The sequence below is a fragment of the Isoptericola sp. GX10416 genome, assembly GCF_056590155.1.
The window spans coordinates 65,270-77,715 of record NZ_JBWPVO010000002.1; the positions used below are offsets into that span (position 1 = coordinate 65,270).

The window sequence follows — 12,446 nt, forward strand, 5'->3', positions numbered from 1 at the left end:
CCGTCAGGACGACGCCTGCTCGGTGTGCGCGCCGAGACCGTCCGAGATCTCCGGAGGAGCGGCGTGGATCTTCTCGGCGACCCGGTCGAGAAGTGCGGGGATCTCCACCTCCGGTGCGGGTTCCGCGTCTACCGGAACCGAGGTGCCGACCAGCACGAGGGCGCCGTCCACGATGGTCATGACGATCGTGACGCGGCGTGCGTCCGCACCCGAGGGCCCGGACTCGACGGTGGTGAACCCGGCATAGCCGTGCACGCCGGCAGAGGGGTCGCGGTCGCCGTACTCGTCCCACGGAAAGGTGAGGTCGTCGCGGGGCTCCTCGCGGGGGCGGTCGCCGACGGCTCGGAACCCGCTGATCTCGTGTCCGTCCCGGGCGTGGGAGTCCTCCTGGAGCATCGACCAGTAGAGGTCCCCGACCGTCAGGGTGGAGTACGGCCAGGTGTCGGCCGCCATCACGCTGGTGACGACCCCCGTACCCGCCACGCTGACCCCGGACGTGGTGAGCTCGCCGTCGTGCAGGCCGACGTCGATCGCGTCCCGCAGGCTCCAGGAGTCCAGGTGCCGCAGCGGGGGCACCCGCGACGGCAACGGCACGACGTCGTTCGGCGGTCGTGGTGTGCCGTCTCGAGGGTCGCGGCTCCACGGCCCGAGCCACTCGCGATCCACTGGGATCTCCGACGCCGCAGCCTCCGGGAAGTCAGCCACGGTGAGGGCCCAAGAGTTCGGGTCCCACGCGAGGAGCTTCGCCTCCCGGTGGCGGTGCCAGGCCGCGCTGACGCCCGGTCCCACCTGCAGGGCGGCGATCAACGCCAGCACGACGAGAACCACCGTCGCAGGCATGGCATAGTGCACGTACTGCGGGCTCCACGCCGTTGTCCAGAACTTCTTCAAGGTCTTCACGGGGCTTCTCCGAGGTGTCGGTCGAGCTGGGATGCGGTGGCGTAGTTGTCTCCGAACACCTTGCGCATGGTCCTGGACTCGGGACGGATGCGGACCGTGGCGTCGGCGATCTCCTGCTCGGAGGCGCCCTGCTCGGTGAGCTCGTCGGTCATCGAGTCCAGGAACCTCCCGACCGTCCGCTCGCGCAGGTCCGGCTCCGCGGCAAGGACCGCCTCGCGCGCCGGACCGACATGGTCCGTGAACAGCGACGGCAGCAGGGCTCCGCTGCCGGCGACGGCCGCCGACACCGCGGGTCGGGCGCCGATCGTGCCGATCCCCACTGCCGTGGAGAAGAACCTCGCCGTCTCGTGCTCCTGGGCTTCCCGGTGCCGGGCGACGGTGATGGTGTCCGACTCGGTGGCTCCGGCGACGACCGACACGTCCCCGACCGCGGCGGCCGCGATCGCGTCAGGGTCGCCGTCGCCGAGGCCTTCACTCGTCGCCTCGACGGCCATCTGGTCGATGTACTGGTCCGTCGAGCCCAGCCAGTACCCGGCGGTGGTGTCGCTCCTCGACGTCGCGCCGATCACCGCGCACAACGCGGCCGGCTCCAGGCGCGGCTGGATCGAGTCGGACCAGGTCGAGGAACCTTCGGTGGTCTCGCCCAGAGGCACCCGGCCGAGGACTCCGACCTCGGACGGGTCCGCGGTTGCCCGCACGTTGTCGTCGAACGAGACGAAGTACGGCTCGTACGCCGCCGCGAGGTGGCGGCTCGCCTCGTCGGACGCCGTCGTGGGGGACGTGAGGAGCCCTCGTCCCGTGACCATCGCCGTCGTCACGTGCGAGGCCAGCAGCGCGGCCTGCCGCTGGTGCGTGACCGAGGAGTCGTCCTGGGTCCCGCCGGCGACCGCCGCCGCGAAGAGTCCGGTGATCGCGGTGCCGCCGTCGGGCCAGCCGTCGAGCGGGGCCTGGCCGAACCAGGCGTCCACCCGCTGGGCGAGCTCCTCCTCGCCGCCCCGGGAGAAGTACTGCAGCGCCTCCTCGGGACGGCTCGCGAGGCCGCCCGCGATCACCTCGCTCATCGGTGCCGCGTCCGCGATCTCGACGTCCGTGGCACCGAGGCGGCCGCGGCGGTCGGTCCAGGCGTCCGCAGCGCCGACGAACGTGGCGTGCGGCATCGCGGGAGCCAGCAGGAGTGCTGCGAGCCGTGACTGCTCGTCGAGCCCGAACGGGCTCTCGGTGAGGCCGTCGACGACGGCACGGCCGAACCGCTGCTGCTCCGGGTCGGTGGCGCTCGCGGCCCACGCGACGGCTCCGGTCCGCAGCGCCGACGCCAGCTCGGAGTCCTGCACCTTGCTGCCGAGGGCGAAGTACAGCACGGCCGGGTCCACCGTCCGCCAGAACGCCGCCCACAGGCCGGGGTCGTCGCCGGCCGCGACGAGCGCGTCCACCAGGTCCTGGCGGGCCGCTGCCCGCTCCGCCCGGCCGCTGCTCACCGCCGCCGTGTGCACCAACCCGGCGAGCGCGGTGCCCTGCTGCCACGACGGACCGAACGTGGACAGGTCCGCCCCTGCCGACGCCGCGAGCCGCACGGTCTCGACACCGGTGAGGCCCGCGAGCGCCGAGGCCGCTCGGCCGGAGTCGGCCTGCTTGCCGTCCCGAGCCAGGCGCCAGGCGTTCTCCGCAGCGGCGATCTCGCTCCTGGCTGCGGCCGCCCGCTCCTTGGCGTCCCAGGCCATCCGGACCGCATCCGGCTGCCGGGGGTCCGCCGGGTCGGCACCGATGCGCCAGGCGGTGGCCTCGTCCGACTCCGCGTCGTCCAGCTGCCGGCGGGCCGCGTCGCGGCGGGAGACGGCTCGCAGCGCGGCGTCCTGCCGGTCGGCCAGGTCCACGGCATGGACGGTGAGCGTCGAGGACGCGGCGGACAGCACGTCGCGGCACAGCCGCGCCTCCGCCTGCAGGGCCGCCAGCACGGAGCGCGCCTCGTCCACCGCGCCGGAACGCTGGCCGCCCAGCGCTCCGTCGACGCGTCCCAGCCCGACGCAGGTCTCGGACAACGCGGCGCCGGCACGGGCGAGAGAGCCGGCCAGGTGCTCCAGCCGTCCCGGCGACCCGGTCAGCGCCGTGAACTCGACGTCACGCATCAGACCGCCCGGTCCCTGAGCGGACCACCGGTCCCGCCCCCGGCGGACCCACCGCCAGACACAGCCAGCACCGCGCGGGCGAGGCCCTCGGCCGTGGTGCCGTCGGCGGCCCCGTACAGCTCGGAGGCCCGGCGCAGACCACCCGCAAGCTGCTCGAGCGTCGACACCAGGGCGCGGTGCGCGGGGGCCCAGGCGGCGAGGAGGTCCTCGATGGCGGCCGTGAGCGTGGGCTCGCCGGAAGCCCGCGCCGCGTCGACCGCACTCACGTGTACCGAGGGGAGCCCGGCGAGCAGTGCTGCGGTGTCACCGGCACGCAGCCCGGCCGCGGCGAGCTCCGCGGTGTCGATGTCGATGTGCGCCATGTCACCGGACCGTAGCGAGGCCGCACCACCCTCTGCCGGCGCCGTCCACAGCCCTGTGGACAACCGGCCTGGTCGCCGCGACGGTCAGTCCCACCACAGGCGGTACCAGTGCTCTTCGTCACGGCCCGACCCGGAGGGGTCACGCAGCCCCCAGCCGCGCCAGGGGGAGACCTCGTGCGGCGGGACGGCGGCGTCGTCGACCCCGAGCCCGACCACGTACCGGTAGAGCTCGTCGCACTGGCACCCGGGGCAGTGGTGCTCGCCCACCGCGAACTCGTGGTCGCAGCGCACCAGCACGCCCTCGACCGTCACACGCTCGTCGCACCGGCCGGGACCCACCACGTAGCCGTGCGCCCGTAGCCGGTCCGGGTGCTCGACGACGGCACGCAGCACGGCGCCGATGGTCGGCCCGTCGTTCTGCCGTTCCGTGGCGAGATACTCGGTCGGGAGGCGTTCCAGCAGGTCAGCGGCGACGTCGGCGTCCACGTCGACGAACCGGTAGAACGACGACGCACCCAGGACATCGGGCAGCAGCACCGGCTCGAGCACCCGGTGCATGCCGGCCCGGAGCATCCAGCCGTGCCGGTCGTCGCACCAGAAGTGCGTCGCGGCCTCGGTCGCGGCCATCCGCTCCTCGAGCTGCCACGCCGTGGTCAGGTCGACGAGCTCGGGCGACGTGAACCGCCGGCGGGGCAGCTCGGGCGGGACGGCAGGTGCGGGCACGGGATCCTCCACGGGTCGGCTGGGCGACGGACGACCGTCACTCTGCCGCCCGGTCGCGACCCGCCGTCGTGCGGGGACCGGAGCCTGTGGAAACCTAGGGACGGTGGTTGCCCGTGGCGCGTTGCGCCACGGGAGAACGACCGTGACAACGAGCCCAGGAAGGCGCATCCTCGACACTGATGAGCGACACCACCACGCGGCCCGAGCCGCGCACGTACCCGCAGACCCCGACCGCCGAGCCGGTCAGCGACGAGCTCCTGGTGGTCCACCTCAAGCGTGACGGCCAGATCCGGCCCGAGTACTTCCGACCGCCGGAGTTGGTGCGTCACGACGTCGCCGACGGTGTCCTGGCCGTCACCCTCGCCGCGGACGGCGACGTCCCCGAGCGCACCCGCCACTTCCCTCTCGCGGAGATCGCGGAGTACGTCCTGGAGGCCCCCAGCGCGGCCTACGAGGAGGCGTTCGACGCCTGGACGCAGACCAAGTTCGGCGTCGACGCCGAGACCTACCGCTCCATGCGGGACACCTCCAAGGGCGTGACGATGGCCGAGAACATGCGCCGCCAGATCGCCGAGGGCCTGGGCGTGGACCCCGACGCGGTGCACTTCGGCGGGTCCTTCACCATCGACGACGACGAGGACTGGGAAGGCTCGCCCGACGACGAGTAGCGATGAGTTCCCGCCGGCCGGCCCGTCTACCCGGGCATGGCTACCGAGACCCGCACCCTGGACGTGCCCGGCGCCGTCCTGACCTACGACCTCCACGTCCCGGACCGTGACGGCGGCTGCCCGCCGTTGTTCGTGCTCGGCAGCCCGATGGAGGCCGACGGCTTCTCCCAGCTCGTCGCCGAGATCGGCGACCGGACGGTGCTGACGTACGACCCGCGGGGCACGGCCCGCTCCACCCTCGAGCCCGACGGCGGCGTGCGGGTCGAGGACCACGCGGCCGACCTGCACGCCGTGGCGCAGGCGGCCGCCGTCGGGCCGCTCGACGTCCTCGGGTCCTCCGGCGGGGGTGTCACCGGACTCGCCTGGGCCGCCGCACACCCCGACGACGTGCGGTGCCTCGTGGCGCACGAACCACCACTGACCGCGCTGCTCGAGGACCGCGACATCGCGGTGCGGGCCCAGGCGGACATCGTGCGGACCTACGACGAGTCGGGTTTCGGGCCGGCGATGGCGAAGTTCGTCCGCCTGGTGTTCGCCACGGAGCCGCTCACGGAGGCGTTCCTCGACCAGCCCGACCCGGGCCCCGCCCGGTACGGGATGCCGGCCGAGGACGACGGGCGCCGCGACGACCTCCTCCTGGGCAAGATGCTGACCACGATGCCGCTGTGGGAGCCTCCGCTCGACGAGATCCGCGCGCTCGTCCGCGGCGGGCACCTGCGCGTCCTGCCCGCGATCGGCGCCGCGTCCCCGCCAGGTGCGCTCGCCTCCCGCGGTGCCACCGCGCTCGCCGCGGCCCTCGGTTCGGGGCCGGTGGTCTTCCCGGGCGACCACGGCGGCTTCGCCAAGAACGAGTGGTCGCCGGACAACGACCCCGGCGCCTTCTGGGTGCGGCTGCGCGAGGTCCTCGCCTGCTGAGCTCACACCTTGCGGGCCTGCACGACCGCCACCGGGAGGCGCCACATCCGTTCACGGTGCACCACCCCCGCACCGTTCAGCCCGGCGCCAGACAGCAGCCGCACGACGCCGCCACGATCCTCGGCGTCCGGACCGACGTCGCGCAGCTCCTCGCGCAGCGGACCGCCCGGTCCGTCGTGCTGCGAGGCCCGGTGCGGGACGCCGTGCCCGTGGATGCCGTCGAAGTCGGCGATCGTCACCCGGCCCCCGGGCCGCAGCACGCGCACCAGCTCGGTCGCCATGGTCTCCTTCTGCTCCTGCGGCACGTGGTGCAGCGCGAGGGAGGAGACCACGTGGTCCAGGCTCGCGTCGCCGGCCGGCAACCGGTCGGCGAAACCGCGCACGAGCGTGATGCCGACGCCGCGCCGTCGGGCCGTGCGGGCGGCGCGGCGCAGCGCCTCCAGGTCCGGGTCGAGCGCGACCACCCGCGCACCGGGCATCGTCCCGAGGACGGCGAGCGACAGCCCACCCGTCCCGCACCCGACGTCCAGCACCCGCTCGCCGTCGGCCACCCCGGCGAGGGCCGCGACGCGCCGGTAGAACCGCCCGAAGCCGAGCAGCCGGCCGAGCGGGTCGTACAGCGGCAGCAGCACCCGGTTGCCGGTGGCGGGAAGATACTCCCGCTGCTCCTCGCCCGGCGGGGTCTCGTCGATCACCTGCACGTCCGGTGTCACGCGCTGAGCCATGTGCCCGATCCTTCCTGTGAGAGTCTGGGTCGGACCTCACTCTGCGGCCCCCGGCGGCGGACGGACAGGACGGAAGTGGGCCAGGATGGGACCTTCTTCGGGTGTCGTGCGGCTGCGGACCGTGCGCGCAGACGGCACCCCCGTCTACCGGTACGAGGACCGTCTCGGCACGCCCGCCGTCTCGGTGCACGAGCTCGACTCGGAGCGCGGCCCCGTCGACCGCCACGTCGAGGCCGCCCGGCCGCACGCGCACGACTTCCTCACCCTGGTCCACGTCGAGCGTGGCGCCGGCTCGCTGCGCGTCGACACGGCCGACGTCGCGCTGGAGGCGGGCGACGTCCTGGCCATCGGCCCCGGCCGGGTGCTCGACGTCGGCGGCGTGCAGGGCCGCGCGTGGGCGACGCTCTTCCTGCCCGACGCGGTGCCCGCGCTCGCGGGCGTCTCGCCGCTCACCTGGGGCCGCCACCCGTTGTTGGCGCCGTTCGTGCCCGACGGCGGCACCGACGTCCGGACGGTCGCGCCCGGCGACCGCTCGCGGTGGGCCACCTGGTTCGCCGAGCTGCAGGACGAGGCGCGGGCGCCGGAGCGGGTCGGGGCGGGTGCGGCCGTCTCGGCGGTGCTCGCCCAGATGCTCGTGGGGCTCGCGCGCCTGACCGGTGGGGCGACGTCGGGCGGGGCGGGTGGCGATGCCCTGGTGGACCGGGTGCTCGCCGCGATCGAGGGCGGCTTCCGCGGCCCGATCGGTACCGGCGACGTGGCCCGTGCCCTCGGCTACACGCCCGGCCACCTGACCACGGTGGTGCGCGAGCGGACCGGCCGCACGGTAGGGGAGTGGATCACCGAGCGGCGGCTGAGCGAGGCTCGCCGGCTGCTGGCCGAGACCGACCTGCCGGTGGCCGCCGTCGCGCAGCGCACCGGCCACCGGGACGCCGGTTACCTCGCCCGGCGCTTCAAGGAGCGGTACGGCACGACGCCGGTCCGGTGGCGGCGCGCCGGACGGGCGTCCGACACACCCGCGTGACACACGTGCGAGATCATGGCGCACGGACCCGCCGCACAGAACCTGCCGCACAGAAGAGGAAGGTGGCCCGAGCACATGACCTCGATCGTGGTCGTCGGCTCCGTCAACGCCGACCTCGTCGCCCGCGTCCCCACCCACCCCGCGCCTGGCGAGACGGTGCTCGCCGACAGCATGACCGTGCTGCCCGGCGGCAAGGGCGCCAACCAGGCCGTGGTCGGGGCACGCCTCGGCGGTGACGTGGCGCTCGTCGGCGCCGTCGGGACCGACGCCTTCGCCGCTGCCGCGCTCCCCGGCCTGCGTCGCGCGGGGGTGGACCTCACCGCCGTCGCGACGGTCCCCGGCCCCACGGGCGTCGCCATGGTCTCGGTGGATGACGACGGCGAGAACGTCATCGTCGTCGTCCCCGGTGCGAACGGGTCGGTCGACGCGGCCGCCGTGGAGCGGCACGCCGAGCTCGTGGCGGGCGCCGCCGTCGTCGTCGTCCAGGGCGAGATCCCCACCACTGGCACCGAGGCCGCGGCCCGGGCCGCGACGGGCCGCGTGCTGCTGAACCTCGCGCCCGTCGTGCCGGTGGTGCGCGAAGTGCTGGCGCTCGCCGACCCGCTCGTCGTCAACGCGGGCGAGGCCTGGCGGCTGCTCACCGAGGCCGACCGGCCCGTCCCCGAGGACGAACCGTTCGCCGTGGTCGAGGAGCTGCTCGACCTCGGCCCACGATCGGTGGTCCTCACCCTCGGCGGCGCGGGCGCTGTGGTCCTCGTGGGGTCCGACGACGGCGGCCCGGTGGTCGTGCCGTCGCCCCTGGTGGACGTCGTGGACACCACGGGTGCCGGTGACGCGTTCGTCGGCGCGCTGGCCTGGCGGCTCGCCGAGGGTGACGGCCTGGTGGACGCCGTGCGCACGGCGGTGCGGGTCGGGGCGTTCTCCGTGACCACCCCCGGCGCGCAGCCGTCGTTCCCGATCGGCGACGACGAGCTACCGGCCGCGCACCGGTAGCTCGTCGGGTCAGCGCCGCGCGACGTAGTAGGCGTTGATGAAGTCGCCCGGCACGGACTCGACCCGGACGTTCGTGAATCCGGCGTCGGCCAGCATGCGCAGCGCCGTCTGCCGGCCCCACGCGGTACCCAGACCGTCGCCGCCCTCGGCGAGCGACACCGTCATGCAGTGCATGGTCGAGACCGTGTACAGGTACGGCGCCCACGGGATCGCGGTGTTGTCGTCCAGCTCGCTGGAGGCGTCGATGTCGACCACGAGGAACACGCCGTCCGGATCGAGGTGCTCGGCGACCTGGCCCAGCACGTGGGCGGGGTGCGCCTGGTCGTGGACGGCGTCGAACGCCGTGACGGCGCCGAACGATCCGGTGCCACCCAGGTCGGCCACGTCGCGCACCTCGAAGTGCACGTTGCCGAGCCCCAGGGCATCGGCCTCCTCGCGGGCCACGGCGATCGTCTCCGGCCGGAAGTCGTAGCCGTGGAAGTCGCTGTCGGGGAACGCGCTCGCCAGCAGGTTCATGGCGTGGCCCTGCCCGCAGCCGATGTCCGCGACGCGGATGCCGGCCCGCAGCCGCTCGGCGAGCCCGTCGACCATCGGGACGACGTGGCTCAGCAGGGCGGCGTCGTGGTTCTGGGCGCTCTGCTCGGCCATCAGCTCGTGGAACCGGCCGAACGCCTCGTACCCGACGCCGCCGCCGTCGGTGAAGCAGCGCACGATCGGGTCCTCGACCTGCGCCAGCATCGGGATGAACTGGAGCTGGGACGCCAGGTTGTTCACGCCGGCCGCCCGGGTGAGCACCGCGGCGTGGTTCGCCGGGAGCCGGTAGGTGCCGTGGTCGTGGACCACGATGCCCGCGACGGTCATCGCGCCGAGCCACTCGCTCACGTAGCGCTCGTGCAGGCCCGCTGCCGCCGCGATCTCGTGGCTGGTGGACGGCGGCAGACCGGCCACGGTGTCGAAGAGCCCGGTGCGGTGCCCGATGCTGATCATCAGGGCCGTCGCTCCCCGGCTCAGGGTCGCGAACAGCTCGCCGGCGAAGGCCTCGACCCCCGCCGGGTCCGGCTGCTCGGTCACGGTCGGCTCGGTCCCGGTCGGCTCGGTCGCGTCGGGCGATGTCTGGGTGGTGTCGGTGCCGTGAGTGGTGCTGTCGGTGGTGGTCATGGTGCCTCCTCGTCGGATGCTCCCGACGCTAGGGACGGCGAGCACCTGGCCACATCGGCAGAATCATGCAGACCGGCCCGGATGTGCAGCGGTCAGACGACACCGTGGTCACGAGCCCACGCCACGGCCGCCGTGCGTGAGGAGACGCCGAGCTTGAGGTAGGTGTTGGCCAGGTGCCGGGCGACCGTGCGCTCGCTGATGTGCAGGTGGGCACCGACGTCCCGGTTGGTGCCGCCCTCGGCCACGACGGCGAGGACCTCCGTCTCCCGCGGTGAGAGCTCCTCGGGAGCGCGCCGCCGGCGTCGCTGCGCCACGAGGTGCTGCAGCTCGCGCCCCGCACCCAGCTCGGCGAACGTGGTGGCCGCCAGCTCGTACTCCTCGCGCGCGGTGTCACCGTCGCCCAGGGCCTCCAGGGACCGCGCGATCTCCACGCGCGTCCGCGCCACCTCCCTCGGGGCGTCGATCTGCTGCCACCGGTCCCGCGCCTCCCGCAGGACCGGCAGCGCGGCCGGGTGGTGACCGTGGGCGGCCTGGACGGAGCCTCTCCACCGGCAGGCCTCGGCCTGCCAGCCCGGGCTGCCGTGGTGGTCGGCGATGTCGTTCAGCTCGTCCACCAGGGCGTCGAGGCGACCGCGGTCGTCCTGGCAGAGCGCCACCTCGATCCGCGCGGCGAGCAGCGGGGCCCGGTCCAGCGGGGCTCGGACGCCTGCCAGCGCCGCGTCGAGGGACGCCGCGGCCGTGGCGGTGCTTCCTCGCTCGAGGTGGAGCAGGGCCGACCCGGGCAGGGGTTCGCGACCGAGGGCGCGCGCGGCCCGGTAGGCCGTCTCCGCGAGGTCGAGCTCACCGCGGAGACGGTGCAGCTCGCCGCACCGGTAGTTCGCCTCGCCGGCCGCGACGACGTCGATGTCGGCCAGGTCGGCGGCAGCCTCCTCCGCCTCCCGCAGCGCGCGGGGCCAGTCGCCGTGCACCTGCAGCAGCTGGACGCGATGCACCCGGCAGATGCCGGTGAAGAGCCTGGCGGGCGCCAGCTCCTGGCACCACGCCTCCGTGATCTCGGTCCAGTGCTGCGCCCTCGGCAGGTCGCCCAGCTCGTAGCAGAGCTGCATCATCTGGCAGTACAGGTCGCCCGCCCAGGGCAGCGCCGTCCGGCCGCCCAGCACGGGGATCATGGCCTCGTCGAGGTAGCGCGAACCCTCGCGGACGCGGCCGCGCCGGATCGCCAGCCGTCCGGACAGGAAGAGCCCGTACGCCTGGAGCGTCGGCTCGTGGAACCGGTCACCGAGCTCGAGGACACGGTGGACCAGCTGGTCGGCGCGGGCGAGGTCGCCGACGGCGAGGGTGCCGTGCGCCTCGATGATCAGCAGGAAGCCGTGCTCGACGGCGTCCGGCGTCGTGGCCAGCAGCCTCCCGGCGCGCGCGAGCCAGCCCGCGGCGGCGGCGTCGTTCCCCCGGACGGACTCCGAGAAGCCCAGCTCCACGGCGGCGGCCGCCGCCCCCGGTGCGTCGCCCGCGTCGGTCCGCAGGCGGCACACCTCGTCGGTGACCAGCGCGTACTCGTCGATGTGGCCGAGCCACCAGCAGGCCTGCGCGAGCGAGGCGAGGTCGTCGATGCCGAGCGTGCGCACGGCCTCTCGTGCGATGGTCGTCCGCGCACCGGACAGGAAGAGGTCGCGCGCCGTCTCCCACTCGTGCTTGGCGACGGCACGACGGGCCGCACGCAGGTCGTCGCGCTCCGGCATCATCAGGTGTCACCTCTGGTTCGATGGTGGCACGCGTCGGGCCGCCGTGACGTCCGCGTGCTCAGCCGGCCGGGACGTCGACCTCCCGGGCCGGGACCGGCCACGGCATGGACGTCGGCGATACTGGCCGTATGGAGCTCGTGACCAACCCGTCGGAGCGGCTGCGCGCCCGGGTGGGCGACGCCCTCTTCCTGAAGGTCGCAGGTCCGGACGGGCACGCCGCCCGCGACCGCATCCACCTCACGCCCGGGCCGCGCTGGTTCGCCGCCGGCAGCCCGGTGCGCCGCGTGCACGCGGACGCCGCGACGTTCGTGGGCGGTCTGCGCGCCCTGCTCCTGCAGTCGCTGCACCCGCTGGCGATGGCCGGCGTCGCCGGGCACTCCGGGTTCCGCGGCGACCCGTGGGGGCGGCTCGCCCGCACCTCCACGTTCCTGGCGACGACGACGTTCGCCACCGCCGACCACGCCCAGGAGATGATCGACCAGGTCCGCGCGGTGCACGAGCGGGTGCGCGGCAAGGCGCCCGACGGACGGCCGTACCGCGCGAGCGACCCGCACCTGCTGGCCTGGGTGCACGCCGCCGAGGCCGACTCGTTCCTGGCCGCGCACCAGCGCTACGGCGAGCGGCGCCTCACGGCGGCCGAGGCCGACGAGTACGTCGCGCAGTCGGGCCGCGTCGCCCGGGCGCTCGGCGCCGAGGACGTGCCGGAGACGGTCGCCGGGCTCGACGCCACTCTCGCGTCCTACCGTCCCGAGCTCGAGGCGAGCCCCGAGGCGCTCGACACCGCCCGGTTCCTGCTGCGCGAACCGCCGCTGCCCCGCGCCGTCCGCCCGGCCTACCGGCTGCTCGCTGCGGGAGCGGTGTCGCTCCTGCCCGCGTGGGCCGCCGACGAGCTGCGGATCGGCACCTGGTTCGCCCGCACCTGCGGGGGCCCCGCGGGGGCGCTCGCCGTGCGGTCGATCCGGTGGGGTCTCGGCCCTGCCGAGAGCCGCGACCGTCACGGCGGGACCGCCTGATCGACCGGCAGGCACGCGGTGGCGGCCGCTCGACCCGCGTGGGGGAGCGCCCGAGGCTACCGTGGAAGGACCAACCCGTCGGCCGGAGCCTCCGGCCGGCGAC

At 74.6% G+C, this 12,446-nt stretch carries 12 protein-coding genes; 5 read left to right on the forward strand and 7 right to left on the reverse strand.

The annotated features are described in order from the left end of the window. Window positions 1–3: 3 nt before the first annotated feature. The 4 genes from ACWAT2_RS04075 to ACWAT2_RS04090 all read right to left on the reverse strand — a co-directional run bounded on the left by ACWAT2_RS04075 (window position 4) and on the right by ACWAT2_RS04090 (window position 4,108). On the reverse strand, window positions 4–900 hold the full coding sequence (locus ACWAT2_RS04075) for a hypothetical protein (protein WP_402373102.1): 897 nt from the start codon (window positions 898–900) through the stop codon (window positions 4–6). After that, window positions 897–3,023: a hypothetical protein gene (locus tag ACWAT2_RS04080; RefSeq protein ID WP_402373105.1), complete on the reverse strand. Its 2,127-nt coding sequence runs from the start codon at window positions 3,021–3,023 to the stop codon at window positions 897–899. Before ACWAT2_RS04080 ends, ACWAT2_RS04075 begins: the two co-directional genes overlap by 4 nt. Then, window positions 3,023–3,385, reverse strand: a complete 363-nt coding sequence (locus tag ACWAT2_RS04085) for a hypothetical protein (protein ID WP_402373107.1) — start codon at window positions 3,383–3,385, stop codon at window positions 3,023–3,025. The genes ACWAT2_RS04080 and ACWAT2_RS04085 overlap by 1 nt, the downstream gene beginning before the upstream one ends. Before the next feature lie 84 nt (window positions 3,386–3,469). Then, a complete protein-coding gene (locus ACWAT2_RS04090; protein WP_402373110.1) occupies window positions 3,470–4,108 on the reverse strand; it encodes a hypothetical protein in 639 nt (212 codons plus the stop codon). A 179-nt stretch (window positions 4,109–4,287) separates the two neighbouring features. Between ACWAT2_RS04090 and ACWAT2_RS04095 the strand changes: the two genes are divergently transcribed. Both ACWAT2_RS04095 and ACWAT2_RS04100 read left to right on the forward strand, forming a co-directional pair. Then, the gene (locus tag ACWAT2_RS04095) at window positions 4,288–4,776 is read left to right on the forward strand and encodes a hypothetical protein (RefSeq protein WP_402373113.1); all 489 of its coding nucleotides are present in this window, start codon (window positions 4,288–4,290) and stop codon (window positions 4,774–4,776) included. A 36-nt stretch (window positions 4,777–4,812) separates the two neighbouring features. Next, window positions 4,813–5,691, forward strand: coding sequence for an alpha/beta fold hydrolase (locus ACWAT2_RS04100; RefSeq protein WP_402373115.1), 879 nt, complete (start codon window positions 4,813–4,815; stop codon window positions 5,689–5,691). Between the two features lie 2 nt (window positions 5,692–5,693). Here the strand turns inward: ACWAT2_RS04100 and ACWAT2_RS04105 are convergent, their stop codons facing one another. Continuing rightward, the gene (locus tag ACWAT2_RS04105; RefSeq protein WP_402373117.1) at window positions 5,694–6,416 is read right to left on the reverse strand and encodes a class I SAM-dependent methyltransferase; all 723 of its coding nucleotides are present in this window, start codon (window positions 6,414–6,416) and stop codon (window positions 5,694–5,696) included. Window positions 6,417–6,501: 85 nt separating this feature from the next. On the opposite strand from ACWAT2_RS04105, the gene ACWAT2_RS04110 reads away from it, so the two are divergent. Together ACWAT2_RS04110 and ACWAT2_RS04115 are read left to right on the forward strand one after the other, a co-directional pair. Then, a complete protein-coding gene (locus ACWAT2_RS04110; protein WP_402373120.1) occupies window positions 6,502–7,437 on the forward strand; it encodes a helix-turn-helix transcriptional regulator in 936 nt (311 codons plus the stop codon). Between the two features lie 75 nt (window positions 7,438–7,512). Next, window positions 7,513–8,430, forward strand: coding sequence for a ribokinase (locus tag ACWAT2_RS04115; RefSeq protein WP_402373122.1), 918 nt, complete (start codon window positions 7,513–7,515; stop codon window positions 8,428–8,430). Between the two features lie 9 nt (window positions 8,431–8,439). On the opposite strand, the gene ACWAT2_RS04120 is transcribed toward ACWAT2_RS04115, so the two are convergent. Together ACWAT2_RS04120 and ACWAT2_RS04125 are read right to left on the reverse strand one after the other, a co-directional pair. Continuing rightward, a complete protein-coding gene (locus ACWAT2_RS04120) occupies window positions 8,440–9,588 on the reverse strand; it encodes a class I SAM-dependent methyltransferase (RefSeq protein ID WP_402373125.1) in 1,149 nt (382 codons plus the stop codon). Between the two features lie 92 nt (window positions 9,589–9,680). Next, window positions 9,681–11,330, reverse strand: coding sequence for a LuxR C-terminal-related transcriptional regulator (locus tag ACWAT2_RS04125; RefSeq protein WP_402373127.1), 1,650 nt, complete (start codon window positions 11,328–11,330; stop codon window positions 9,681–9,683). Window positions 11,331–11,458: 128 nt separating this feature from the next. Here ACWAT2_RS04125 and ACWAT2_RS04130 point away from each other — a divergent pair, with 128 nt between their 5' ends. Then, a complete protein-coding gene (locus tag ACWAT2_RS04130; RefSeq protein WP_402373130.1) occupies window positions 11,459–12,343 on the forward strand; it encodes an oxygenase MpaB family protein in 885 nt (294 codons plus the stop codon). The last annotated feature ends 103 nt before the right edge of the window (window positions 12,344–12,446 follow it).